The sequence below is a fragment of the Sphingopyxis sp. GW821-FHT10B01 genome (assembly GCF_059415685.1).
This window is the reverse complement of sequence record NZ_JBWKNS010000004.1, coordinates 275,848-301,110: the sequence shown is the minus strand read 5'-3', so window position 1 is coordinate 301,110 and position 25,263 is coordinate 275,848. Positions and strand designations below refer to the sequence as shown.

The 25,263-nt window shown below is 63.5% G+C and carries 18 protein-coding genes; 4 read left to right on the top strand and 14 right to left on the bottom strand.

Annotation, left to right across the window (positions count from 1 at the left end):
* Positions 1-3 precede the first annotated feature (3 nt).
* Positions 4-1,506 carry a serine hydrolase domain-containing protein gene (locus AC07NV_RS14155; RefSeq protein ID WP_495167277.1) on the bottom strand — a complete coding sequence of 501 codons (1,503 nt, stop codon included), beginning with the start codon at positions 1,504-1,506 and terminating at the stop codon, positions 4-6.
* A 239-nt stretch (positions 1,507-1,745) separates the two neighbouring features.
* On the opposite strand from AC07NV_RS14155, the gene fsa reads away from it, so the two are divergent.
* On the top strand, positions 1,746-2,396 hold the full coding sequence (gene fsa, locus AC07NV_RS14150) for a fructose-6-phosphate aldolase (protein ID WP_495167004.1): 651 nt from the start codon (positions 1,746-1,748) through the stop codon (positions 2,394-2,396).
* Between the two features lie 430 nt (positions 2,397-2,826).
* On the opposite strand, the gene AC07NV_RS14145 is transcribed toward fsa, so the two are convergent.
* The 4 genes from AC07NV_RS14145 to AC07NV_RS14130 form a co-directional block, all read right to left on the bottom strand.
* Positions 2,827-4,296 (bottom strand): HlyD family type I secretion periplasmic adaptor subunit, encoded by a 1,470-nt coding sequence (locus tag AC07NV_RS14145; RefSeq protein ID WP_495167003.1) that lies wholly within the window; start codon positions 4,294-4,296, stop codon positions 2,827-2,829.
* On the bottom strand, positions 4,293-6,479 hold the full coding sequence (locus AC07NV_RS14140) for a type I secretion system permease/ATPase (protein WP_495167002.1): 2,187 nt from the start codon (positions 6,477-6,479) through the stop codon (positions 4,293-4,295). Before AC07NV_RS14140 ends, AC07NV_RS14145 begins: the two co-directional genes overlap by 4 nt.
* A gap of 227 nt (positions 6,480-6,706) precedes the next feature.
* Positions 6,707-8,755 carry a M10 family metallopeptidase C-terminal domain-containing protein gene (locus tag AC07NV_RS14135; RefSeq protein WP_495167001.1) on the bottom strand — a complete coding sequence of 683 codons (2,049 nt, stop codon included), beginning with the start codon at positions 8,753-8,755 and terminating at the stop codon, positions 6,707-6,709.
* A 159-nt stretch (positions 8,756-8,914) separates the two neighbouring features.
* Positions 8,915-9,376: a hypothetical protein gene (locus AC07NV_RS14130; protein ID WP_495167000.1), complete on the bottom strand. Its 462-nt coding sequence runs from the start codon at positions 9,374-9,376 to the stop codon at positions 8,915-8,917.
* A gap of 461 nt (positions 9,377-9,837) precedes the next feature.
* Here AC07NV_RS14130 and AC07NV_RS14125 point away from each other — a divergent pair, with 461 nt between their 5' ends.
* Together AC07NV_RS14125 and AC07NV_RS14120 are read left to right on the top strand one after the other, a co-directional pair.
* Entirely contained in the window at positions 9,838-10,632 is a 795-nt protein-coding gene (locus AC07NV_RS14125) for a crotonase/enoyl-CoA hydratase family protein (RefSeq protein WP_495166999.1), read from the top strand.
* Position 10,633: 1 nt separating this feature from the next.
* Positions 10,634-12,145, top strand: a complete 1,512-nt coding sequence (locus AC07NV_RS14120) for an acetyl-CoA acetyltransferase (RefSeq protein WP_495166998.1) — start codon at positions 10,634-10,636, stop codon at positions 12,143-12,145.
* A 39-nt stretch (positions 12,146-12,184) separates the two neighbouring features.
* On the opposite strand, the gene amaB is transcribed toward AC07NV_RS14120, so the two are convergent.
* Positions 12,185-13,684, bottom strand: a complete 1,500-nt coding sequence (amaB, locus tag AC07NV_RS14115) for an L-piperidine-6-carboxylate dehydrogenase (protein ID WP_495166997.1) — start codon at positions 13,682-13,684, stop codon at positions 12,185-12,187.
* Between the two features lie 82 nt (positions 13,685-13,766).
* Between amaB and acs the strand changes: the two genes are divergently transcribed.
* A complete protein-coding gene (gene acs / locus AC07NV_RS14110) occupies positions 13,767-15,746 on the top strand; it encodes an acetate--CoA ligase (protein WP_495166996.1) in 1,980 nt (659 codons plus the stop codon).
* A gap of 183 nt (positions 15,747-15,929) precedes the next feature.
* Here the strand turns inward: acs and AC07NV_RS14105 are convergent, their stop codons facing one another.
* The 8 genes from AC07NV_RS14105 to AC07NV_RS14070 all read right to left on the bottom strand — a co-directional run bounded on the left by AC07NV_RS14105 (position 15,930) and on the right by AC07NV_RS14070 (position 25,186).
* Positions 15,930-17,126: a serine hydrolase domain-containing protein gene (locus AC07NV_RS14105; RefSeq protein ID WP_495166995.1), complete on the bottom strand. Its 1,197-nt coding sequence runs from the start codon at positions 17,124-17,126 to the stop codon at positions 15,930-15,932.
* Between the two features lie 81 nt (positions 17,127-17,207).
* Positions 17,208-17,942: a proteasome-type protease gene (locus AC07NV_RS14100; protein WP_495166994.1), complete on the bottom strand. Its 735-nt coding sequence runs from the start codon at positions 17,940-17,942 to the stop codon at positions 17,208-17,210.
* A 46-nt stretch (positions 17,943-17,988) separates the two neighbouring features.
* Complete coding sequence (locus tag AC07NV_RS14095; protein WP_495166993.1) at positions 17,989-18,792, bottom strand: transglutaminase family protein; 804 nt, start codon at positions 18,790-18,792, stop codon at positions 17,989-17,991.
* Complete coding sequence (locus AC07NV_RS14090; RefSeq protein WP_495166992.1) at positions 18,789-19,730, bottom strand: alpha-E domain-containing protein; 942 nt, start codon at positions 19,728-19,730, stop codon at positions 18,789-18,791. The genes AC07NV_RS14095 and AC07NV_RS14090 overlap by 4 nt, the downstream gene beginning before the upstream one ends.
* On the bottom strand, positions 19,730-21,127 hold the full coding sequence (locus tag AC07NV_RS14085; protein ID WP_495166991.1) for a circularly permuted type 2 ATP-grasp protein: 1,398 nt from the start codon (positions 21,125-21,127) through the stop codon (positions 19,730-19,732). Before AC07NV_RS14085 ends, AC07NV_RS14090 begins: the two co-directional genes overlap by 1 nt.
* A gap of 329 nt (positions 21,128-21,456) precedes the next feature.
* Positions 21,457-24,192, bottom strand: coding sequence for a preprotein translocase subunit SecA (gene secA, locus AC07NV_RS14080; RefSeq protein WP_495166990.1), 2,736 nt, complete (start codon positions 24,190-24,192; stop codon positions 21,457-21,459).
* A gap of 110 nt (positions 24,193-24,302) precedes the next feature.
* Positions 24,303-24,557, bottom strand: a complete 255-nt coding sequence (locus tag AC07NV_RS14075; protein WP_495166989.1) for a hypothetical protein — start codon at positions 24,555-24,557, stop codon at positions 24,303-24,305.
* Positions 24,558-24,646: 89 nt separating this feature from the next.
* The gene (locus AC07NV_RS14070) at positions 24,647-25,186 is read right to left on the bottom strand and encodes a hypothetical protein (protein WP_495166988.1); all 540 of its coding nucleotides are present in this window, start codon (positions 25,184-25,186) and stop codon (positions 24,647-24,649) included.
* Positions 25,187-25,263: the final 77 nt, after the last annotated feature.

Below are 25,263 nucleotides of genomic sequence, written 5' to 3'. Positions count from 1 at the left end.
AGCTCACATACGATCGAAAATCAAGACCCCGCCGCCCCCGATGACCATCAGGCCCTGCACCGATCGATCCGCTCGCCGATCGAACGACAATTGCAACGTCCCGGCCGGGATATAGGCGTCGGGTACCACGTAACGATGGCTCGTTACGGCGACCAGGGCGCGCGATTTTCCTTTCGCGGTCATTTGCAGACCCTCGCCAGACCGGATGATCTCGAGGCTTTCGGCGCTGAACACCGTGTCGAGAAGGCCGGCGAGTGCCCGGTTCTGATCCGCCCGCCGTTTATAGCTGCCGACAAAGCTCTCGGTCAGACTGGTCGCCGCAATCGGCCCCGTCCGCACCGACCAGTCGCCCGGCCACGACAGCGCATCGGAAACCGCGTTGCGGATCTCATCGCCCAGCACATCGCCGTTCGTACCGTTGGTCAAAATCACCAGTCCGTCGCCACTGGCCAGATTGCCTTCGATATAAGCCTTGTAGCTGTCGTTCGCCCCGGCGTGATGGAAGATATGCGCGGCGCCTTCGCCGGCCAGGCGCGGTCCGAGCCCGAAAGGCCCCGGCGACACGGCGGTCATCATATCGATCGCCAGCTCTTGCGGCAGATAGCCGCCCGGCGCGCGGGTGCTCGCGCCCAGCGCCAGGACGAGACGGGCCAGATCGTTTGCCGATGTCCAGAGGCCCGACGGCGCGAGTTCGGGAAAGCTTTGCCACCCCCGGGGTAGCGCAACGGCCTTTCCATCGCCGTCATGGGCGTGCGCGATGTCCGCTGTATCGGCCGCCGGGGCGGCATCGAACCGGCTTCGCTTCATACCCAGCGGCGCAAACAGATGGCGCGATGCCACGGCGGCAAGCGGCGCGCCCAGCGCATCTTCGATCACCGCCTGTACGATCATGTACCCACCGCCCGAATAGCGCGACCGCGTCCCGGCCGCATCGATCCGCGCCAGCGGCTTGTTCAGCGCCGGAGCCGCGCCGTCGAGCGTCTGGACCAGCGTCGGCATCGGCGCACCGGGGGCGATATCCTCAAAGCCGTGCACGTTGAAACCTGCGGTGTGCGACAATAGCATACGCAGCGTGATGATGCCGCTGTCACCCGCGGGGCCCGCAGGAACCCGCCAGCGCTTCAACCAGCGATCGACATTCTGGTCGAGGTCGAGCCGACCCAGCGCCACGAGTTTCAGGCACAGCGCTGCGGTCGCAACCTTGCTGACCGATCCCACCGAAAACAGCGTGTCGGGTCCGACGGGAGCGGCCTGCCCCGCGCTCCGGACGCCATGACCCGCAGCGCTGTCGATCCGGCCATCGCGCAAGATCGCGATCGCCGCGCCCGGAACGCCGCGGTGGGTCATCCGGTCGGCCAGCGTCCATTGTTCGCTGCCCGTGTGGATAGTTGGCCGAAGCAGGAGTGGGCGCGATTCGGCGGCGGCAGCGGGCGCCGACGGCAGAAGACCGGCAAGCGGCAGGGTCAGGCTTCCGGCGAGAATTTGGCGTCGTTCGAGAAAGGGCATGGAATCCACCGTGTGTCGGCAGCGCCCGCCTGCTGTCGTTCCAACGCCGATCCGGTGCCCTAATCGACGCGTTTGGTGCATTCACCTGTTCATTCGCCAACGGCAATGCACCCCGGTTCCATGCACAGCGGCACGCCGTCCGTCAATTGGGTGCGATCGCGCATCGGCCTGTTTGGTCTCGACCGCGGGAGGGCTATAGGCGGAACGACGAATCGCTCGCATAAGGAACGCCCCGCGCCATGAAATTCTTCGCCGACACCGCCGAAATCACCGACATCCAGGAACTCGCCGCGACCGGCCTGCTCGACGGGGTCACCACCAACCCGTCGCTGATCGCCAAGTCGGGCCGCGATTTCAAGGAAGTGACCCGTGAAATCTGCGCGCTGACCACCGGTCCGGTATCGGCCGAAGTCGTCGCACTCGACCATGCGACGATGATGAAAGAGGCCGAAATCCTCCGCAAGATCGCGCCCAACGTCTGCATCAAGGTGCCGCTGACGATCGACGGGCTCAAGACCTGCAAGGCGCTGACCGGCGACGGCACGATGGTCAATGTCACGCTCTGCTTCTCGGCGGCGCAGGCGCTGCTCGCCGCGAAGGCCGGCGCAACCTTCGTCTCGCCTTTCGTCGGACGCCACGACGACAATGGCTTCGATGGCATGCAGCTGATCTCGGACATCCGGCTGATCTACGACAATTATGGCTATGAGACCGAAATCCTCGTCGCGAGCGTCCGCCACGGCATCCATGTGCTCGAAGCGGCCAAGATCGGCGCCGACGTGATGACCGCGCCGCCGTCGGTGATCAAGGGCCTGTTCAAGCATATCCTGACCGAAAAGGGCATCGAAGGCTTCCTCGCCGACTGGGCGAAGACCGGGCAGTCGATCTGATCTTTTACCGTCGTCCCCGCGACCCCGGAGGCACCGATGTTATAACTCGGCTAGCCTCGGGTCGCGGGTTGTCGTTTGCGAAGCCCACAATACCCATCAATGATCCATGAAGGGTGACATGAACCTCGCCGCGCCCGTCACCGGACTGCAGAGCGATCTTGCCGACCAGGGAACGGATATCGCTTGAAGCATCAAGGCGCGTGTCGGGGTTTTCGACGATTTCGGTATGCTGTGCGACCTGATGACAGTCTTTGTGGGTCCAAGCTCGATATCTTCTCGCGCAGCGGCAGCACGAAAATCCTCAGCGGAATTGCGATCGCACGCACGCCGAATCGCGACCGTCTTTGCTGTAGCGTCCGTCAGGCAACTGGATGGCCCAAAACGCGTCGTGTGCTCGTCCACCGCCATAGTCCGTCGGTTTGTTTGACGGTCATCGCTCCCTTCCGGCCTCGTCAAGCGCCTGTGTGATCGGCGACAACAAATATTGAATAATCCGCCGATCGCCCGTCTTGATTTCTGCCTGGACGGCAAGCCCCGGCCCGATCGGCTGATCGCGCCCGGCGACACGGATGCTGCGCCGTAGCAGGCGGATGCGCGTCGTATAGATGAGGCCCGGCTGGACGACGCGACCGTTGCGGTCGCGCTCCTCGGCGGCGCCGGGTTCGCTCGTATCGACGGCATCGCGGCTGATGCTTTCGACGACACCGGGGACAATGCCGTAGTCGGTAAAGGGATAAGCCTCGAGCTTCACGCGCACCGGCTGGCCCTCGCGGATGAAACCGATGTCCTTGTTGAGGATGCGCGCCTCGACCACCGGCGCGGCGTTGTCAGGCACGACGATCATCAGTGTCTGCGCGGGCTGGACGACCCCGCCGACGGTCGCGATCGAAAGCTGCTGGATGGTCCCCGAGACCGGCGCGCGGAGCTGCATAAAGGCTTGCCGGCGCTGTGACTTGGTCACTTCCTCACGCGCCAGCCCCGTTTTTTGCTGACTTTCGGCAAGCTCGGTCGCCGCCGTCTTGCCAAAGCTGCCGCGCAGCCGTGCGAGCTGGGCGTCGATATTGGCGATCGCCGCGCGGGCACGCGCTGCATTCGCCTTTTGCACCGCGATATTCTGAACATGCTCGATCTTGAGCTGCTCATATTCGAGTAGGCGGATCTTCGAGAAATAGCCCTTGTCCGAAAGTTCGCGCCGCGCGGCGAGCTGCTGCTCGACGATCGGCAGCGTCTGCTCGAGCTTCGCGATCTCGGCGCCGACGCTCGCGAGTTCGGCGGCGTTTTCGGCGCGTTGCTGCGTCAAGCTCGCGCGCTCGCCCTCATATTCGGCAATCGCCGAGCGGACATATTGCGACTGGGTCGTCGCGATATCGGACGAGGTCCCCGCGGGCGCAGCGAAACGCGACGATCCGCTGCCGAGATGGCCGAGCAACGCCGCATTGCGCGCGGCATCGACTTCGGCATTGAGCAAACCCTTGTTCGCCTGTTCGGCTTCGGCGCCGACGAGCGTCGGGTCGAGTTCGACGAGGAGCTGCCCCGCTTCGACATGCTGGCCGTTCTTCACATGGATCGCGCGGACATAGCCGATCTCGATCGGCTGAATCTGTTTGATATTGCCCACCGGCACAACCTTGCCGCTCGCGGTCGCAACGACATCCACGCGCCCGAAGATCGACCAGACGAGCGCGACGAGCAGCAGCCCGCACAGCGACAGCATCAGCCAGCGCAGCCCGGGGCTCGGCGGCTTTTCCATGATCTCGAGCGCCGCGGGCAGGAATTCATGGTCGGTGCGCGGCCGCGCGAGCCGGTCGGCCTCGTCTTGGCGGCGCCAGCTTTCGCCGAGGATCGCGATGTGCCGCGCGGTCCCTGGAAAGCGCTGCGACAGGCGTTCGCGCCAGCTCATACGGTTGCCCCGCCCATCTGCTTGCCGTGGAGCTGCGCATAGCGCCCGCCGGCGCGAAGCAGCTCGGCATGGGTCCCCGTCTCGGTCACTTCGCCTGCCTCGACGGTGATGATGCGGTGGCACTGGCGCACGGCCGACAGGCGGTGTGCAATGATGATGACCGTCCGCCCCGTGGCGATCTTCGCAAGATTATGCTGAATAATCTCTTCGCTCTCGGCATCGAGCGCCGAGGTCGCTTCGTCGAGGATCAGAATACGCGGGTCGTTGATCAGCGCGCGCGCGATCGCCATGCGCTGGCGCTGGCCGCCCGACAGATTGCCGCCGCGTTCGTCGATCACCGTGTCATAGCCATGATTGAGTTCGAGGATGAACTCGTGCGCGCCTGCCAGCTTCGCAGCCTCGATCACCGCGTCCATCGGCCGCGTCGGGTCGCCGAGCGCGATATTTTCGCGCACCGTGCGGTTGAAGAGGATATTTTCCTGGAGCACCACGCCGACCTGCCGCCGCAGCCAGGGCGGATCGACGAGCGCGAGGTCGACGCCGTCGACGAGCACGCGCCCCTGTTCGGGCACATAGAGGCGCTGGACGAGCTTGGTGAGGGTCGACTTGCCCGATCCCGACGGGCCAACGATCCCGAGCATTTCGCCCGCCGCAACGTCGAGGCTCACCCCGCGCAGCGCCTCGGGCGCGTCGGGCCGATAGCGGAAGCGCACCTTGTCGAAGCGGATCGCGCCCGCGATGGGCGGCAGGCTGGCGCGATTGGGGTTATATTCGGGCTCGGCGGGGGCGTTGAGCACGTCGCCTAGCCGCTCGACCGAGATACGCACCTGCTGGAAATCCTGCCACAGCTGCGACAGGCGCAGGATCGGCGCCGCGACGCGCCCCGACAGCATGTTGAAGGCGACGAGCGACCCGACGGTCAGGTCGCCCGCGATGACCGCCTTGGCGCCAAAATAGAGGATCGCAACGGTCGTCAGCTTCGATACGAGCTGGATCAGATGGCTACCCCAATTGGCGAGCTTCGCCACATCGAAGCCGGTGTTGGTATAGCCCGCGAACAGCTTTTCCCAGCGGTCGCGCATTTGCGGTTCGACCGCCATCGCCTTCAGCGTGCCGATGCCGGTCACGCTTTCGACAAGGAACGACTGATTCTCGGCACCGCGCTGGAATTTTTCCTCGAGCTTGCTGCGCAGGCCCGGCGAGATCAGCACCGAGATCAATATGTAGCAGGGGATCGATAGCAGCACGATGAGCGTCAACAGCGGCGAGTAGAGATACATGACCGCGAAGAAGACGATGGTGAAAAACAGGTCGATAACGACAGTGACCGCATTCGACGTCAGAAACTCGCGGATACGCTCCAGCTCGCGGACGCGCGCCACGCTGTCGCCCACACGCCGCGCCTCGAAATAGGAGAGCGGAAGGTTCAAAAGATGCCGGAACATCCGCGACGACAGCTCGCTATCGACCCGATTGGTCGTGTGAGCGAAGAGCCAGTTGCGGAGCCCCGACATCAGGGTTTCGAAGATCAGCACCGCGGCGAGACCGAACGCCAGCACGTCGAGCGTCGTCATCGATTGGTGCACCAGCACCTTGTCGATCACCAGCTGAAAGAAGATCGGAGAGACCAGCCCCATCAGTTGAAGGAAGAAGGAGGCGATCAGCACGTCGCGAAGCGGACCGCGGTACCGCACAAGCGCCGGGATGAACCACGCGATATCGAACGGCCGCGTTTCGCCCACCATCTTTTCGCGGCTCGTCATCAGCAGGAAGCGCCCGGACAGGCGCTCGGCCACCTCGGCATGGCTCCAGATCTCGGGGCGCCCTGCCTCGCCGCGCTGGACGAGATAGCGCGGATTCAGGCTGGCATCTTCGACCTTGAGCAAAATGACAGCATCGTCATCGACGGTTTCCGCGAGGGTCGGCAGCGGCAGCTTCGCGAAGCCTGCCACCGGCACCTGACGGACGCGCGCGGTCAGCCCGAGACGTTTGGCAATGCGAGCGAGGTCTTCCAGCCGAAAAGCTTCGTCGCCAGCCCCGCGATCATGGACGATCTGACCGGCATCGGCCGGTACGCCAAGGAACTTCGCCAGCAAAATGAAACATGCCAGCGATCGGTCCACCCGGACGCCGCTTTCCTTGTTCGGGCTGCCCGGAGAGGATGAATCGATCGGATCAGACATGTGGCGGGAGACACTCCTCAATTAGCTCTTGATGGGACCGCCCTTGTCGAGCGGTCCGCTTTTACTGGATATCAGCCCTGATAGAGTGCCGCAGTCAATCCGCCAGACCGCTCGTGCAACGCTTCAGGCGGCACGCAACGACATCGGGCGCCTATCGAAGCTTGCCTCGACGCACGAAACGCCCGGAACACATTGTTCCGGACGTTTCCGATGCATTCACCCAATTCCTAGGCGGCAATCATATAATCATAACGATAGGCGCGATCGCCGCTCCCGAACGCCGACATTTCGCCCGAGCTCGCACCGAATGCAGCCATGTCCTGCGTCATGCGAAGAACCTGCATATCGGTAACACTGGCGATGGAGGCCGAAGACGAAGGCGTAATTCCCTTCTTTCCGACGCTGTAGGTTTCGCCGTTGGCAAAGCTGATCTTCTCGATCCCCGTCAGCGTATCGGTGCCGTCGTCGCCATCGGCCGTCGCATCGAGATCGACGATGGTGACGACCCCGCCATTGACGGTGATCTGATAGGAGGATCGCGCTCCGGCAAAGATCGCCACGTCATTGCCATTGCCGCCGCCAAGGCTGTCGTTCCCCGCGCCGCCGGTCAGCCTGTCGTCGCCATTGCCGCCACTGAGGTTGTCGTCCCCGGCACCGCCGGTCAGCCCATCGTCGCCATTGCCGCCGCTAAGGTTGTCGTTCCCGGCACCCCCGGTCAGCATATCGTCGCCGTTGCCGCCGTCGAGCGTGTCATTGTCGTCGCCGCCGTCGAGCACGTCATTGCCGTTGCCGCCGTCGAGCAGGTCGACACCTGCACCGCCGAAAAGCGTATCATTGCCGTTGCCTCCGGTGACCCTGTCGTCGCCACCCAAGCCGGATAGCCAGTCATTGCCGTTGCCGCCCGTCAGCGTGTCGGCATGATTGCTGCCTTCGAAGCGCTCAATGCTGATATATTTGTCGCCGGCGGCGTCCCCGGTACCCGTAACCGAGTTCGTGCCGACAACGAGCGTGATACCCGCCGCCGCACCGCGGTAGCTGGCGGTATCGATCCCCGCACCGCCATTCAGCTTGTTGGTCACTGCATTGCCGACCAGGACATCGTTGCCCCCGCCGCCAACCGCATTCTCGATCCATGCACCATAAGCAATGCCGACATTGTCGACGAGCCTCCCGAGAAGCGGGTTGGCAGCCAGCGCCGCCATATTGGCGTCATAGGCCGCCTGCGCGATCGGCGCATATCCCATCGCCGCGCGATTGGCGTTGACTTGGGCGAAGCTGAGCCCCGCCTGCGCCTCGGCGAGCGTGACGCCGCCGATGCTGCTCAGCGAACCCGGATTCAGATCGATGATCTGATCGGTATTATAGCCCGACGCATCCAGCGTATCATTGCCCCCGGCATCCCAGATAGCGACGGTGGGCGCCTTGTTGATGGTAAAGTCGAAGGCGTCACGACCGGCGGTGCTGTTGAAACCATAGACCGTGTCACCGGTCCGCGTCGTCATGTCGGCGCCATAAAGACGCTGAATGGCCAGAATATCATGGACCATCGGCGTCGAACCATAAGCGACCGCCATCACGTTAAAGTTGAAATCGCGCGCACCGATGTCGCGCGGGTTCCAATAGGACATGATCGTATAGTTGCGCGCGTCCTGATAATATTCCGCGCCATTGGCGTAATTGACTTGGAAACCCGGACCGAAATTATAGTTGCCCGGATGGGAAAGGCCGATTGCATGACCGATTTCGTGAACAAGCGTGTTCAGACCGTAGCCGCCGGGCGTAAGCTGGAAATTGCTTGCCTGGCTGGCCGACACCCAGACGTCACCGGCAATCCCCTGAACCTGCTCGTTAACATGGGCATTGCTGGACAACGTGCCTAGCGGCAGCCGCGCATAGGCCTGCGTATCCGGAGCGTTCGCGAGATTACCGAAGTTGATGTCGGCCTGATCCGAAGTCGTTTCGCGGAACGACACCGCGGCGACGTCGTCCCAATATTGCATCGCCTGTCGCGCGGTTGCCATTTGGGCGTTCGAAAAGGCGGCGAAATTGAAATATTCGGAGAGACCGTAATAGTTTCCACCGAGCTCATAGACATAGCCATTGTCTTCCAGGCTCTGCTGATCGAGATGAAAGCCGAAAGTGATTTCCTGCAGATTGGCATCCTGCTGCGGCGCGGGATCCGGCCCACCGGTCCAGCTCGCGCCCGAACGATTGAGATATGCTGCGATCTGGGCCGGAGTCCAATAGGCCTTCCCGTTCGGCGCGGTCCCCGTCATGCCATCAACCGACGCCGACTCGGTGGAGGGATCGGCCCCAGAAGTCACCCTGTCGATCATGACTTCAGGTCCGCGGCCTCCATCGCCAGTGTGATCTTCGTCAAACTCCCCGGTACGAAGAATATTCATCTCTGCCCTCTCCTGCTGCTTCATGATGCCCTATGTTCCGGGCGCTTGATCTCCACTCATCGGCGTTGCGCCCGCATCGGCTTTTCGCGCCTTCCAAGGCAACGTGTCGGCCAGCGCGGCGGCGAGTTCGGGCGTGATCGCGGCAAGTGCCGCGCGATCGCTTGCTCCTACCCGCGCGGCGCGCGGCGCGGCGCCGAACAGCTGGCCGCCATTGTCGGAAGCGTTGCGGAAGGGTCGGACGCTCAGTGCGGCAAGGCGGTCGGCACCGTTGCCGGTGATCGCGACATGGACGAGAATCGTGATCGTGTCGGACTTCAAAACCTCCGGGTCGCCCAGTCGAATGACCGAAACCGGCACCGGCGCGACATGCGCGACGGTAGAGCGCGCGTGCTCGCAAACGCCTCGATGCAGTTCGCCCGCATCGACCCCGCGCGGTGTATTGACCAGGCAAAGGACACTGACCTGACGGACATCGGCCCAGAACAGGGGCACATTCGCACCCGGGCGCGGCGCAGAAGCCTCTCGCGCCCCTTCGCCCGGCCTGGAATTTCCGGTTTCCGACTGGCTCACTGTTGTCCCGCCCCCACAGCTACCCAGGATGGCAAAGACGGCAACGATACGAAAACCCCGAGTCCATACCATGCCTGATCCTCATCCGTTTGAGTCGAAAGGATATAGCGATTTCGGTCTTCTGGTCTCAAGGCTATGGGGCTCCGCCACCATGGTCAACATGTTTTCCGATGAAACCATCTGGCGGACAGTTTTTGGTGTCATAGGAGGACATATCCCGCTGTTGATCGTCACGCGCTTTCAAATAATCACTGCCGCAAGCAATAATATAGGTGCGCCCGGGAACGGGGCTGACGATCTCGTTTCCGACTCCGCTCACTGCCCTTTCCAGTTGACGTAAACGTCAACTCACCGCGATACTCTTCCGAAAGGGAGAGATTCGCATGACCGATACGACCATCCTCACCGAGCGCCGCGGGCATATCCTGATCATCACGATCAACCGGCCCGAGGCGCGCAATGCAGTCAACGCCGCAGTCCATGTCGGCATCGGCACCGCACTCGAAGCGGCCGAGGCCGACCCCGAAATCCGCGTCGTTGTCATCACCGGCGCGGGCGACAAGAGCTTCTGCGCCGGCGCCGACCTCGTCGCGCTCTCGCGCGGCGAGAGCCTCTACCCCGATGATCCGGCGCAACAGGCATGGGGATTTGCCGGCATGGTGTCGCACCCGATCTCGAAACCGATCATCGCCGCAGTCAACGGCTTCGCCTTTGGCGGCGGCTGCGAGATCGCGCTGACGAGCGACATCATCGTCGCCGCCGATCACGCGCAATTCGGGTTGCCCGAGGTGAAGGTCGGCCTGTTCGCTGCGGCGGGCGGCGCCTTCCGTCTCGCGCAGCAGCTGCCGCGCAAGCTCGCGATGGAATATATGCTCACCGGCGACCCGATCCCCGCCGCGCGCGCCGCCGAATTCGGGCTGGTCAACCATGTCGTCCCGCTCGCCGACCTGCTCCCCGCCGCGATTGCGCTGGCGGAAAAGATCGCCGCCAACGCGCCGCTGTCGGTCCAGGCGTCGAAACGCGTCGCGCTCGGCATCGACGAGGGCCGCATCGCCGCCGACGCGCCTTTCTGGGAGCATAACACCCGCGAACGCGGCGTGCTGATGCGCAGCGAAGACGCGCGCGAGGGGCCGCTCGCTTTCGCACAGAAACGCAAGCCCGAGTGGAAGGCGCGCTGATATGGCCCAAGGGACCCAGATGACCGATCCCGAGCGCATTCCCGTCATCATCGGTGTCGGACAGGTCAACGACCGGCCCGAAGATCCCGATCAGGGGCTCGATTCGCTCGGGCTGATGGTCGCCGCGCTACAGGTTGCGGCGGACGACGCGGGCGTGTCGCTGACCGAAATCGACAGCCTTGCGATCGTCGACCAGATCAGCTTCCACAGCCTCGGCAAGCTTCCCGAACCCCTCGCCGCTGCGATCGGTGCCAATCCCGCAATCAACTATCAGTCCGCCGCCCCGCACGGCGACACGCCGGTGCGTCTGCTCAACGAAGCCGCGAACCGCATCGGCGCGGGCGAGGTCAGGCTCGCCGCGATCGTCGGTGCCGAAGCCTTGCGCACCGCTGCGGGCCGCGCCGCCAAGGCCGCGAGCGGCGAAGACAAAAGCTATAATGCGATCCGCAAGGTCGCGACGCGGCGCGAGCCGAATTACGCTCAGCTTCACGGCCTCGCCGCACCGGTCGATGTCTATCCGCTCTATGAAAATGCAACACGCGCCGCGTGGGGCCAGAGCCTTGCCGAGGCGCAGTCCGAAAGCGCCGAAATCTGGTCGCGCTTTTCCGAAATCGCCGCCGCCAACGACGGCGCGTGGATTCGCAAACCCGCCTCGCCCGCCGATATCCTCACAGTCGACGAACGCAATCGCCCGATCGCCTTTCCCTATTCGAAGCTGATGGTCGCGAACTCGTCGGTGAATCAGGGCGCGGGCTTCATCGTCGCCAGCCTCGCCGAAGCGCGGCGCCGCGGGATCGCCGAGGACCGGCTGATCTACGTCGGCATGGGCGCTGCGGCAAAGGAACCCGCCAGCATCCTCCACCGCGACCGCTACGATGGCAGCGTCAGCATGGAGACCTCGATAACGCGCACGCTCGAACTGAACGCGATGACCGCCGCGGATTTCGACTTTGTCGAACTCTACAGCTGCTTCCCCTGCGTCCCCAAGATGGCGCGGCGCATCCTCGATTGGCCGTCGGACCGCCCCGCGACGGTCTTCGGCGGGCTGACCTTCGGCGGCGGCCCGATCGCCAATTATATGAGCCATGCCATCGTCTCGATGGTCGACAAGCTGCGGCGCGAAGGCCGCACGGGCTTCCTCTTCGCCAATGGCGGCTTCGCGACCGACAATCATTGCATCGTGCTGGGCAAGCAGCCGATCGCGGCGGCAAGCTTCCCGCAGAATTTCGACTATCAGGCCGAAGCCGAAGCGAAGCGCGGACCGGTGCCCGACCTGGCCGAGGATTATGCCGGATCGGCGACGATCGAGAGCTACACGGTGTTTTACGGCCGCGACGGCGGCGCGAAGGCGGGCGTGATCGTGGCGCGGACGCCCGACGGCAAGCGCACGCTCGCGCATGTCGATGTGAGCGACGCGGCGATGCTGGCGTTCCTGACCGACGGGACGCGCGAACCCGTCGGGACGACAGGGCAGATCGTGGCGCAAGAGGAAGGTTTCGGCTGGCGCACATAATCCTCCCTTCCTCCCGCAAGCGGGAGGAAGGGAGCCAGGTTAAATATCGAACGAAACCCCCTGCGCCAGGGGCAGCGTATCCGAATAATTCACCGTGTTCGTCGCGCGCCGCATATAGGCCTTCCAACTGTCCGACCCGGACTCCCGGCCGCCGCCGGTTTCCTTCTCGCCGCCGAACGCCCCGCCGATCTCGGCGCCCGACGTGCCAAGGTTGACGTTGGCGATCCCGCAGTCACTCGCGACCAGAAACCGCTCGGCCTCGCGCATGTCGGTCGTGAAGATCGCCGACGACAGCCCGGCTGCGACGTCGTTGTGCAGCTCGATCACCGCATCCAGATCATAATAGCGCATCACATAAAGGATCGGCGCGAACGTCTCTTCGAGCACCGGCCCGGTTTGTGACGGCATCTCCACGAGCGCGGGTTTCACATAAAAGCTCGCGCCCTCGCCGATGCGCGTCCCGCCATGAACGACCCCACCTGCAACACGTGCTGCCACCAGCGCTTCCTGCATCATCTCATAGGCCGCACGGTCGATTAGCGGCCCGACGAGCACCTCGCCCTCGAGTGGATTGCCGACGCCCACGCTGGCATAGGCGGCCTTCAGCTTGGCAACGAAACCGTCGTAAATGCTGTCGTGCAGGAACAATCGCCGCGTCGTCGTGCAGCGCTGCCCCGCCGTGCCCATCGCGCCAAAGGCGACACCGCGCAGCGCAAGATCGAGGTCGGCCGACGGCGCAACAATCGCGCCATTGTTGCCGCCCAGCTCCAGAATCGCGCGCGCGAACCGGCCGGCCAGCCGCGGCGCGATCGCGCGGCCCATGCGCGTCGATCCCGTCGCCGAGACGAGCGCGACACGCTTGTCGTCGACCAGCGCCTCACCCGCTTCGCGCCCGCCGATCAGCAGTTGCGCCAACCCTTCGGGTGCATCGCCGAAACGCGCCACCGCGCGCTCGAACACGGCCTGAACGCCGAGCGCGGTCAGCGGCGTCTTTTCCGACGGTTTCCACAAAACACTATTGCCGCAGACCAGCGCGACCGCCGCATTCCATGCCCAGACCGCGACCGGAAAATTGAAGGCCGAAATCACCCCGACGACGCCGAGCGGGTGCCAGACCTCCATCATCCGGTGCCCCGGCCGCTCGGTCGCGATGGTGAGGCCATAGAGCTGGCGCGACAGGCCGACCGCGAAATCGCAGATGTCGATCATTTCCTGCACTTCGCCCGCCCCCTCGGACGGAATCTTGCCCGCCTCGATCGTCACCAGCTTGGCCAGATCGTCCTTGGCCGCCCGCAATTCCTCGCCCCACAGCCGAACCAGCTCGCCGCGGCGCGGCGCGGGGACATGGCGCCACGCGCGAAACGCCGCGGTTGCGGCATCGAGCCGTTCGTCGATCGCGGCGGTGTCCGCGACCCGCACCATGGCCAGCCGTTCGCCGGTCAGCGGCGTCACCGATGGCATCGACCCATCGGCCCACAACGCCCGGTCGACCCCCAGCCTGTCGAGCAATGCGCCTGCCTCCTGGCCCGGTTGAACCATCGTCTGTCCCTTCATAAACGCCTTCGCGCCTTGCAACTTGTGGCTCGCGGGTTATCGCAGCGAGCGAACAATGAAAACCCGAATGGGAGAGTCGTCTGTGTCCGAACTGCCGCCGTCTGAGCCTTTTGTTCCCGTTCCCGCCGAGGCTGCCGCCAATACGCATTGCAGCGCCGCCGATTACGATCGGCTTTATGCACAGAGCATCGACGATCCCGACACGTTCTGGGCGGAACAGGCGAAGCGCATCGATTGGATCACCCCGCCGACAAGGATCGGCAACTGGTCCTACGATCCGGTCGAGATCAAATGGTTTGAGGATGGCGTCCTCAACCTCTGCCACAACGCCGTCGACCGCCACGTCTCTGCCGGACATGGCGACCGCACCGCGATCATCTTCGAACCCGACGCTCCCGACGGCGAAACGCGGACGATCAGCTATGCTGCGCTGCTCGCCGACGTCATCCGTTTCGCGAATACGCTCAAGAAAATGGGCGTCCAGAAAGGCGACCGCGTCACCATCTATATGCCGATGATCCCCGAAGGCGCGGTCGCGATGCTCGCCTGCGCGCGCATCGGCGCAGTCCACAGCGTCGTCTTCGGCGGCTTCTCGCCCGAGGCGATCCACGGCCGGATCGAGGATTGCGCGAGCGACTGGGTGATCTGCGCCGACGAAGGGCTTCGCGGCGGCAAGACCGTGCCGCTCAAGGCCAATGTCGACAAGGCGCTCGAGCGCGTCGATGTCAAAGCGGTGCTGGTCATCGCGCACACCGGCGGCGATGTCGCGATGAAGGAGGGCCGCGACCATTGGTACGACGCGCTGTCCGCCGATGTCGGCGACAGCTGTCCCTGCGAGCCGATGAACGCCGAGGACCCGCTGTTCATCCTCTACACCTCGGGCTCGACCGGCAAACCGAAGGGCGTGCTCCACACCGTCGGCGGCTATTCGGTGTGGACCGCCAGCACCTTCTATTATGGCTTCGACTATCGCCCCGGCGAGATTTTCTGGTGCAGCGCCGATATCGGCTGGGTCACCGGCCACAGCTATGTTGTTTATGGCCCGCTTCAGAATGGCGCGACGACGTTGATGTTCGAGGGCGTGCCGAATTACCCCGACCACGACCGCTTCTGGCAGGTCGTCGACAAGCATAAGGTCAACATCCTCTACACCGCGCCGACCGCGATCCGCGCGCTGATGCGCGAGGGCGACGATTATGTGACGCGCCACGATCTCAGCTCGATCCGCCTGCTCGGCAGCGTCGGCGAGCCGATCAATCCCGAGGCGTGGCGCTGGTATCACCAGCTCGTCGGCAAGGGCCGCGTGCCCGTCATCGACACCTGGTGGCAGACCGAAACCGGCGGCATCATGATCACCACCTTGCCCGGCGCGCATCCGATGCAGCCCGGCAGCGCGGGGCGTCCCTTCTTCGGCATCCGCCCGCAACTCGTCGATGCCGAGGGCGGCGTGCTCGCCGACGAACAGATCGGCGGTGCGACCGAGGGCAATTTGTGCATCACGCACAGCTGGCCGGGTCAGGCGCGGACGATCTACGGCGACCACGGCCGCTTCGCCGAGACCTATTTCTCGACCTACAAGGGCAAATATTTCACTGGCGACGGCTGCCGCCGCGACACCGACGGCTATTGGCGGATCACCGGCCGCGTCGACGATGTCATCAACGTGTCGGGCCACCGCATGGGCACCGCCGAAGTCGAAAGCGCGCTCGTCCTCCACGATCTCGTCGCCGAGGCCGCCGTCGTCGGCTTCCCGCACGATATCAAGGGCCAGGGCATCTACGCCTATGTCACGCTCAACGCCGGGGTCGAGCCGACCGAAGAGGTCGCCGCGGCGCTGAAGCAGCAGGTGCGTAAGGAAATTGGCCCGATCGCGACCCCCGACCATATCCATTTGACCCCGGGGCTTCCCAAGACGCGTTCGGGCAAGATCATGCGCCGCATCCTGCGCAAGATCGCGGAGAATGATTTCGGTTCGCTAGGCGACACGTCGACCTTGGCCGACCCAAGTCTGGTCGACGGGTTGATCGAAGGACGGAAGAACCGCTGACAACGGCGCGCACCGCATCAGCATAGGCTCTATCATGCTTTGGTATGATTGAGCGCAAAGCCGTCAGGCCCCATATAGGAGGCACCCCCGAGTTCCGGTGGCCCCTCCCCCTCCCTGGCGGCCGGAGCAACATGGCCCGGAAGGTTACGTACCTTCCGGGCCCTCCCTTTTCCAAAATGGACTTTAGCGGTTCGAGCCCGCCAGCGCCTCGCACAGGCCATCGGTCGCCAGCGCGATCCGCGATTCCGCCGTTTTGCGATTGGCGGCGCTATTCTCGACCCCGCGCGTTTCCGTGTTGAACGCCAGCAGGCTGCCGACGCCTTGGTCGGGGCAGAGGCTGAGGTAAGCGCGAAAGCCGTTCTGATCGCCATTATGTCCGACGAAGCGCACCGCCGCGCTGCGGTCGATGAAAAACGACAGGCCGCTCTGCGTCGTCTTCGCCATGCGCCCCTGCGTAAAATCCTCGCCCGCCGATATTTGCGGCGCCCACATTTCCTCAAGCGAAGACCGTTTCAGCACCCGATCATAGTCGGACTGGCGCGCCGGATCGCCGAGCAGGAACGCCGTATATTTCGCCATGTCGGGCATCGGCGCGTTGAGCCCGCCGTTCGACACCGTCACGCCTGTATCGACATCGAAGGGTGCCGCAACGCGCTTGCCATCGCGAATATAGTAACTGTGCGACCGGTGCGGCAGCAGGTGCGGCGGGGTGCGGTCGAAATAGCTGCCGTGCATGCCGAGCGGCTTCAGGATATTCTTGTCGATATAGACTTCATAATCCTCGCCCGACAGACGCTCGATGACCTGCCCCAGATAGACGATGCCGGGGTTCGAATAGCCGAAGCGGCTCCCCGGTTTGAACTCGACCTGCGTGTAGGGCAGCATCGCCACGAGCTGCGCCCAACCCTTCGGCTCGAACGGCTGCCAGTCCTGATCGCGCCATGGCCAGGTCCCGCTGCGGAATCCCGCGCTGTGGCTCATGAGTTGGCGTAGCGTGATCGCGCCCGTGTCGCCATAGGGGTTATGGACGGCGGCGAGTTCGGGGACATAACGAACGATCGGGTCGTCGAGCGATAGCAGGCCGCGATCACGCAATTGCATGATCGCAATCCCCGTCATCGTCTTGGTGATCGAGGCCCAATGATAGATGGTGTCGGCGTCGACCGGCACATGCGCATCGGCATCCTGCTCGCCCAGATGGTCGGCAACGACGGTCCGGCCATCGCGTACGACATAGAAGCTGCTCCCCGCGATCTTCGCGCGGCCGGTCTCGCTGCGATGCAGCTCACGAAAATCGCGCAGCGCCTTGTCGAAGCCCGTCTCCTCGGCCGCCGCCGGATTGGCCATCAGAACAAGTGCAGCAGCTATCCAGCGCAACATCGCGATCCCTCCCGTTCCATTGTGTCGGGACGGTGGCCGAAGGCGATCAGAAATGAAAGTCGGGACGGTGGCCGAAGGCGATCAGAAATGAAAGTCGGGAAGCTCCGCGAGCGCGATCCCGAGCGCCTCGGCCCAGCCGTCGGCGACGCTTTCGAAATAGGGATCGTTGCGCTCGAACCGCCGTTCGCGCACGCCGACGAAATCGTCGCGCTCGTGCACCTTGAGGTCGATCGGCAGGTCGACCCCGGCATTGGCGCGGATCGTCGAATCGAACGATACGCAGAGCAATTTCACCGCATCCTCGAACGACATTGCTGGATCGTAGGAGCGGACGATGATCGGGCGGCCGTATTTCGTTTCGCCGATCTGGAAGAAAGGATTGTCCTCGCCCGCCTCGATGAAATTACCCTCGGGATAGATCAGGAACAGTCGCGGGTCAGATCCCTTGATCTGCCCGCCGACGATCAGCGAGGCGCGGAACAGCGAATCCGCCGCCGATTGGCCCTCGTCATTGTGGCGCATCACGATGTGACGCAGCGTCTCGCCGATGATCGTCGCGACCGCGAACATCGACGGCGCGGCGAGGATTGACGGATGCCGCTCCTCGGGCGCCTTGGTCCGCTCGTCGAGCAGGCTGACAACCGCCTGCGTCGTCGCAAGATTGCCCGCCGACATCAATGTGATCACCCGCTCACCCGGCACATGCCAGCTGCGCATTTTGCGGACCTGCGAAATGTCGTCGACGCCCGCGTTGGTGCGGGTGTCCGACATGAACACCAGCCCTTTGTTCAAACGCATGCCAACGCAATAAGTCATCGAATCCCGTTTCCCCGCCCGGAGTATCTAGATCGTCCCGGTCCGCTTATTGCTGGACCTGCAATTGAACAACCAGATTTTCCCGCGCCGCACCATAGCGCATGCCGCGAACCGGGGCGGCATCGCGATAATCGAGCCCCGTCGCGACGCGGATATAACGCTGATCGGGCGAATGGCCGTTGCTGACGTCAAAGCCGATCCAGCCGATATGCTCGAAATGCGCCTCGGCCCACGCATGTGTCGCGTCTTGCTGCGTGCGATCGTTCATCATCAGATAACCCGACACATAACGCGCGGGGTGCCCAAGGTGGCGCATCGCGGCAATGAAGATATGCGCATGGTCCTGGCACACCCCGCCTTCGCTGCCGAGCGCCTGTTCGGCGGTCGTTTCGGCATCGGTAAAGCCGATCCGATACGCCAGCCGGTCGATGATCAGCGCCGACAGCGCGTGCGCGCGTTCGATCTCGCTCGCATGGTCGCGGCCGAGCTGTGCGGTCAGCGCGCGCACCTGCCGCCCAACGCGCGTTAGCGGCGTCGGGCGGAGGAAGGTCCACAGCGGCATCGCGCCGCGATGGACTCCGATCACGCCGTCCCACGTTTCGAGTTCGATCGTACCGTGACAGCGGACGACAAGCTCGCTCGTCCCGCCATGCACCGCGATCAAATCGACGCCATTGCCGTGATGGTCGGTGTAGTGGAGCTGCTGCGCGCCCCCCTCGACCTCGATCACCCAGTCGAGAACGCGCTGCTGCCCCGGACGGTCTTTCGGGGTCAGCTTGAGCTGCTGCAGCGCATAGCTGACCGGCGCATCATATTGATAACGGGTGGTATGGTCGACGCGCAGTTTCATTCGACAAACCTGTAATCGCGCTCGACCTGCCGCGCGAGCGCCGCGGTGTCGCGCAGAAAGCCGGTCACATATTGGTGAAGGCCGCCATCGAAGATCGACTGGATCGGCCCGGCTAGCTTTTCATGAGCCAGCGTGTGCGCTCGCCGCCACGCCTCGGTCTCCTCGCCATAATGCCGCTGCAGTTGCGCCAGATTATCTTCCATCCGCTCGCAGCAGAAAGCAAGGCTGCGCGGCATTTGGCGATAGAGGATCAGGAATTCGGCGATCTTCAGCGCGCTAATCTCGGCACCATAGAGCCAGCGATACGCGCGGTGCGCCGACACCGATCGCAGGATCGTCTCCCACTGCACATTGTCGATCGAAGTGCCAATATGCGCGACGGAGGGGAGCAGGAGGTAATATTTGACGTCGAGGATGCGCGCAGTGTTATCGGCGCGTTCGAGGACGGTGCCGAGTTGAACGAAATTATATCCGTCGTTGCGCAGCATCGTGCCGTTCAGGGCCCCGCGGACATGCGCGCTCTGCTGGCGGATCGTCGCGAGCACGTCGGGCAGATCATCCTCGCGCACCGGGCGTTTGAGCAGCGCGACGAGCGTCATCCAGCTCGTGTTGACCGCCTCCCACGTCTCGCGCGTCAACGCGGTGCGCGCGGTGCGGGCATTGTCGCGGGCGAGCTTGATCACCGAGAGGATGCTCGACGGGTTGGCGGGATCGCGGAGCAGGAAATCGATCACCCGCGCCGAGCTATAATCGCCATGCGCGGCCTGAAACGCCTGATTGACCCCCGCGGTCACCAGCACCGATTTCCACTCGGCAGCGGCGGTGCTCGACCGGGTGAGCGCAATGCGGAACCCCGCGTCGATCAGACGCGCATTATTCTCGCTACGCTCAAGGTAACGCGCCATCCAGAAGAGCGAGCCTGCGGTCTTGCCCAGCATCAGTCTTCCAATACCCAGGTGTCTTTGGTGCCGCCGCCCTGGCTCGAATTCACCACCAGCGATCCCCGCGTCATCGCGACGCGCGTCAGCCCGCCGGGAGTAATTGTGATCCCCTGCGGCGACATCAGCACGAAGGGGCGCAGGTCGACATGCCGCGGCGCGAGGCCCTTCTTCGTAAAGATCGGCACGGTCGAGAGCGACAGCGTCGGCTGCGCGATATAGTTGCTGGGGTTCGCCTCCAGCTTGGCGCGGAACGCCGCGAGTTCCTTCTTGCTCGCCGCAGGGCCGACGAGCATCCCGTAACCGCCCGACCCATGGACTTCCTTGACGACGAGTTCGGGCAGGCGGTCGAGCACTTCGCGCAAATGCTCGGGGTCCGAACAGCGCCACGTCGGCACATTGGGCAACAGCGCCTTTTCGCCGGTGTAGAATTCGATGATGTCGGGCATGTAGCTATAGAGCGCCTTGTCGTCGGCGATGCCCGTGCCCGGCGCATTGGCGATCGTGATCCCGCCGGCGCGATACACATCCCAGATGCCCGGCACGCCGAGCATCGAATCGGGGCGGAAATTCAGCGGATCGAGGAAATCGTCATCGACGCGGCGATAGATGACGTCGATCGCCTTATAGCCCTGCGTCGTCCGCATCGCGACGCGCCCGTCGACGACGCGCAGATCGTGCCCTTCGACCAGCTCGGCGCCCATATGGTCGGCGAGGAAGCTATGCTCATAGTAGGCGCTGTTGTGAATCCCCGGCGTCAGCACCGCAACCGTCGGCGTGCCGCCGCACGCGGGCGGCGCGCACGCCGCGAGCGACTTCAGCAGGTTGATCGGATAGTCGCTGACTTCCCGCACCGGCACTTTCGCGAACAGCTCGGGGAACATCTGGAGCATCGTTTCGCGGTTTTCGAGCATGTACGAGACGCCCGACGGGGTGCGTGCATTGTCCTCGAGCACATAAAATTCATTGGCGCCGGTCCGCACGATATCGGTGCCGCTGATGTGCGTGTAGATGCCGCCCGGCGGATCGAGCCCCATCATCATCGGCAGGAACGCCTCGTTCCCCGCGATCAGTTCGACCGGCACACGCCCGGCGCGCAGGATCTCCTGCCGGTGATAAATATCATGGAGGAAGGCGTTCAATGCGCGCACGCGCTGTTCGATCCCGCGCGACAGGCGGCGCCATTCGCTGGCGGAGATGATCCGCGGCACGACATCGAAGGGGATCAGCCGCTCGTCGCCGTCGGCGGCGCCATAAACGTTAAAGGTGATCCCGGTGGTGCGGAACAGCGCTTCGGCCTGCTGCGTCTTGTGCTGAATTCGTGCCGCATCCTCGGCCTCGAACCACCCGCAATAGTCTCGATAGGGCGACCGGGTTTCGCCCTCCTGGCTCGTCATTTCATCGAAAAAGGAAATGCGCCTGCCCTTTCCACGCAACATGCCGTCCTCTGCCGCGCGCCCGATGTTTTCGGCCTGCGCGGCGCACATGTTCCAGCTGCTGCGTCGCCCGCTGGCTACATGGCCACCAAGCTTATGGGGGCGATGCTAATCGCGCTCGCGCGCCTTGGCAAGCGGGCTCATCGCTCCGATTGATACGGTAACATCAAGGGGTTGGCTTACCCTTCCTTCGTCATGCCGGACTTGATCCGGCATCCATCCTCGCGGCGGAGGCATGGACCCCGGATCAAGTCCGGGGTGACGAAGGGAAAAGCTGTCGGCCGCCGGCGTCAGATCGCCCCGTGACAATGCTTGTACTTGCTGCCCGAACCGCAGGGGCACGGCGCGTTGCGGCTGATGTCGAGCGCCGCATAGGGATTCTCGCCCTCGGGCAGGTCGGGGCGCGGCGACTGCATCGGCGGCAGCGTGTTCGCAATGACGCCCAGATCGCCGCCATCGATATCGGCGCTATTGTCTTCGCCCGTGAACGGATCGATGTGCGTCGTCAGGAAATCGGGGAGGTCGGGCAACGGCATCGCCTCGGGCTCTTCGAAGCGCAGGTCGATCCGCGCGACGGTGCGCGTCACATCCTCGCGGATGTTCGACAGCATGCGTTCGAACAGCGCAAAGGCTTCCTGCTTATATTCGTTGATCGGCTGCTTCTGCGCATAGGCGCGCAGGAAGACGACCTGACGCAGCGCGTCGAGCGTCGCGAGATGCTCTTTCCAGTGATGGTCGAGCGTCTGGAGCAGCACCGACTTTTCGATGCCCTTCCATGTTTCCTCGTCGACCAGTGCCGCCTTTTCGGCCGCAACGGCGTCGGCCTGCGCCTGGATGCGTTCCTCGAAGATTTCGGCGTCGACCGCATCTTCTTCCATCCAGTCGTCGATCGGCGGATTGAGGTCGAGGATGTTGGCAACGCGCTCCTTCATCTGCTCGATATTCCACTGCTCGGGATAGCTGCCCGGCGGGCACGCATCGGCAATGATCGCGTTCACCGTCTCGGCGCGCATCGCCAGCATCACTTCGTCGACGGTCTCGCTGTCGATGATCTCGCCGCGCTGTTCATAGATGACCTTGCGCTGGTCGTTCATGACATTGTCATATTCGACGACCTGTTTGCGGATATCGTAGTTGCGCGCTTCGACCTTCTTCTGCGCGGTCTCGATCGCCTTCGACAGCCATTTCGACCCGATCGCCTCGCCATCCTCGAGATTCTTGTTCATCATCTTCGAAAACAAGGTGTCGGGGCCGAAGATGCGCAGCAGGTCGTCGTCGAGGCAGAGGTAGAATTTCGACAGGCCCGGATCGCCCTGGCGCCCCGAACGGCCGCGCAGCTGATTATCGATGCGGCGGCTTTCGTGGCGCTCGGTCGCGAGCACGAACAATCCGCCGGCGGACTTCACCGCCTCGCGCTCGGCCGCGACTTCGGCCTGGATGCGCGCGATGCCCGCCTCGCGCTCGGCGCCTTCGGGGACGTCCTTCAACTCGTCGTCGATGCGGAATTCTTCGTTGCCGCCCAGTTTGATGTCGGTGCCGCGGCCCGCCATGTTGGTCGCGATCGTCACCGCGCCGGTGCGGCCCGCCTGCGCGACGATATGCGCTTCACTTTCATGGAAACGTGCGTTGAGAACGCTGTGCGGGACATTTTCCTTTTCGAGGAAGGAGGACAGCAGTTCGGACTTTTCGATCGATACGGTGCCGACGAGCACCGGCTGGCCGCGCTCGTTCGCTTCGCGGATCGTCTTGGCGATCGCGCCGAACTTGTCGGTGATATTCTTGTAGAACTCGTCCTCGTCATCCTTGCGCGCGATCGGGCGGTTGGTCGGGATGGTGACGCAGTTCATCTTGTAGATGTCGAAGAATTCGGCCGCCTCGGTCGACGCGGTGCCGGTCATCCCCGACAGTTTCGGGTACATGCGGAAGTAATTCTGGAAGGTGATCGACGCGAGCGTCTGGTTCTCGGGCTCGATCTGGACGCCCTCCTTCGCCTCGACCGCCTGGTGCAGGCCATCGGACCAGCGGCGGCCGTCCATCATACGGCCGGTGAATTCGTCGATGATGACGACCTTGCCGTCCTTGACGATATAATCGATGTCCAGTTTGAACATCTGGATCGCCTTCAGCGCCTGATTGACGTGATGAACGACCTGCGTGTTTTCGATATCATAGAGGTTGTTGCCCTGGAGCAGGCCCGCCTCTTCGAGCAGGCGTTCGACATGCTCGGTGCCATCCTCGGTCAGGTTGATCGACTTCGACTTTTCGTCCTTCTCATAATCATCCTCGGTCAGATGATGGACGACCTCGTTGACGCGAACATACATTTCCGACTTGTCATCGGTCGGACCCGAAATGATCAGCGGCGTGCGCGCTTCGTCGATCAGGATCGAATCGACCTCGTCGACGATGCCGAAGTTGAAGGTGCGGTGGACCATCTGCTGGCGGTCGAACTTCATATTGTCGCGCAAATAATCGAACCCGAGCTCGTTGTTCGTCGCGTAGGTGATGTCGCTGTTATAGGCGTCGCGGCGCTGCAATTCGTTGAGGTTGGGGACGATGATCCCGGTGGTCAGGCCGAGGAAGCCATAAACGGTTCCCATCCATTCGGCGTCACGCGTGGCGAGATAGTCGTTCACCGTAACGACGTGGACGCCCTTGCCTTCGAGCGCGTTGAGGTAGCAGGGCAGCGTCGCCATCAGCGTCTTGCCCTCGCCCGTCGCCATTTCGGCAATCTCGCCGCGGTGGAGGACGATGCCGCCGACCATCTGGACGTCGAAATGGCGCATGCCGAGGGTGCGGACCGCGGCCTCGCGCACCGTCGCAAAGGCTTCGGGAAGGATATCGTCGAGCGACTCCCCGGCAGAAAGCCGGTCGCGAAATTTCTGCGTCTGCGCTTGCAAACCCGCATCATCGAGCGCTTGCATCGCGGGCTCGAAAGCGTTGATCTTGTCGACGATCTTGCGGATCGAGGCGACATAACGGTCGTTGGACGAGCCGAACAGGCTCTTGGCAAGGCCAGCAAACATGGATTTTCCTTGGAATTAGAATGAAATGGCGGCGCTCTAGTGCCGCGAACATATGAAAAAGGCCCCATAGCGGGGCGGCGCCTTCGGCAAAGGCGCTGGAGCGCTACGCGCTATTCGAGCGCGCGGTCGCTGCCGGTAAGAAGGCCGGGAAGGTGCGGCGGAGGGGCTTTGCGCGGCTTGCCGCTGCCACTCGATGTCCGCCGTGTCGGTACGGTCGTTGCCGGGCGGCGTTCGGTATCGCTTGCCTCCGCCTTGCCCGCCGTTTCGGCGAACATTACCAGAGCCCCCATCGCCGCCGGAACGGCAGGCGCGGCAACGGCCCGGTCGGCGGTCGCCAGGCCGGTCAGCAATGCCAAAAGGGTCAACAATAACCGCAAGAATCGCCCCTCTTTACGTCCGGAACGACAGTTATTGCGCCCCGTTCCCTGAACATAGGGTGAAAGGAGGGCGGCGTCTAGGGGGTTGGCTCCGCTACGGGTGCCGCCAGATCGGGGTTCAGCCCCTTCACTTCCATGAGGAAGCTCTTGGGCTTCTTGAACAATTTGCTTTTGCGGTCGACTTTCAGCCCCGCGACTTCGGCCAGTTCCATCACGAAATGGACGCAGTTGAACTTGTTCAGACTATAGCTTGGTTGCTCGCGGTCGCGCCATTCGGCGACTTTCGCCATCAGCCGCGCATAAGTCGCATCGTCGATGGTCACGTCGAACTGGCGGTCGCTCTTCGCGATATAATCGGGTTCGGACGATTCCACTTTGCCCTTCACCGCGCCGAACAGGATCGCGGGGCTGACCGACATCGCCGTGAAGCCGTAATTGGCATCGACGACTTCGCCCGTTGCGTCGACCTTGCCCTTCAGCACGATAAAGGCGTGTGGAAAACGATCCCCGAAATCATGGCTGTAAAAGCTCACGACCACCTCGGCGCGCGCCGGGGCGGTCAGTCCGGCGCAAAGAAGCAGCAGGGACAGGAGGATCAGGCGCAGGCCGCGGGTCATCGCTGCTCTCTTAGCCAGCCGCTCTTCCCCTTGCCAAGCCACGATTGCCACTTGACGCGAACGTCAGCTTCGCACCA

Excerpts from the sequence above, each read along its gene's own strand:
- AC07NV_RS14155 (WP_495167277.1), bottom strand. The coding sequence starts at position 1,506 with ATGCCCTTTCTCGAACGACGCCAAATTCTCGCCGGAAGCCTGACCCTG.
- fsa (WP_495167004.1), top strand. The coding sequence starts at position 1,746 with ATGAAATTCTTCGCCGACACCGCCGAAATCACCGACATCCAGGAACTC.
- AC07NV_RS14145 (WP_495167003.1), bottom strand. The coding sequence starts at position 4,296 with ATGAGCTGGCGCGAACGCCTGTCGCAGCGCTTTCCAGGGACCGCGCGG.
- AC07NV_RS14140 (WP_495167002.1), bottom strand. The coding sequence starts at position 6,479 with ATGTCTGATCCGATCGATTCATCCTCTCCGGGCAGCCCGAACAAGGAA.
- AC07NV_RS14135 (WP_495167001.1), bottom strand. The coding sequence starts at position 8,755 with ATGACGGGGACCGCGCCGAACGGGAAGGCCTATTGGACTCCGGCCCAG.
- AC07NV_RS14125 (WP_495166999.1), top strand. The coding sequence starts at position 9,838 with ATGACCGATACGACCATCCTCACCGAGCGCCGCGGGCATATCCTGATC.
- AC07NV_RS14120 (WP_495166998.1), top strand. The coding sequence starts at position 10,634 with ATGGCCCAAGGGACCCAGATGACCGATCCCGAGCGCATTCCCGTCATC.
- amaB (WP_495166997.1), bottom strand. The coding sequence starts at position 13,684 with ATGGTTCAACCGGGCCAGGAGGCAGGCGCATTGCTCGACAGGCTGGGG.
- acs (WP_495166996.1), top strand. The coding sequence starts at position 13,767 with ATGGGAGAGTCGTCTGTGTCCGAACTGCCGCCGTCTGAGCCTTTTGTT.
- AC07NV_RS14105 (WP_495166995.1), bottom strand. The coding sequence starts at position 17,126 with ATGTTGCGCTGGATAGCTGCTGCACTTGTTCTGATGGCCAATCCGGCG.
- AC07NV_RS14100 (WP_495166994.1), bottom strand. The coding sequence starts at position 17,942 with ATGACTTATTGCGTTGGCATGCGTTTGAACAAAGGGCTGGTGTTCATG.
- AC07NV_RS14095 (WP_495166993.1), bottom strand. The coding sequence starts at position 18,792 with ATGAAACTGCGCGTCGACCATACCACCCGTTATCAATATGATGCGCCG.
- AC07NV_RS14090 (WP_495166992.1), bottom strand. The coding sequence starts at position 19,730 with ATGCTGGGCAAGACCGCAGGCTCGCTCTTCTGGATGGCGCGTTACCTT.
- AC07NV_RS14085 (WP_495166991.1), bottom strand. The coding sequence starts at position 21,127 with ATGACGAGCCAGGAGGGCGAAACCCGGTCGCCCTATCGAGACTATTGC.
- secA (WP_495166990.1), bottom strand. The coding sequence starts at position 24,192 with ATGTTTGCTGGCCTTGCCAAGAGCCTGTTCGGCTCGTCCAACGACCGT.
- AC07NV_RS14070 (WP_495166988.1), bottom strand. The coding sequence starts at position 25,186 with ATGACCCGCGGCCTGCGCCTGATCCTCCTGTCCCTGCTGCTTCTTTGC.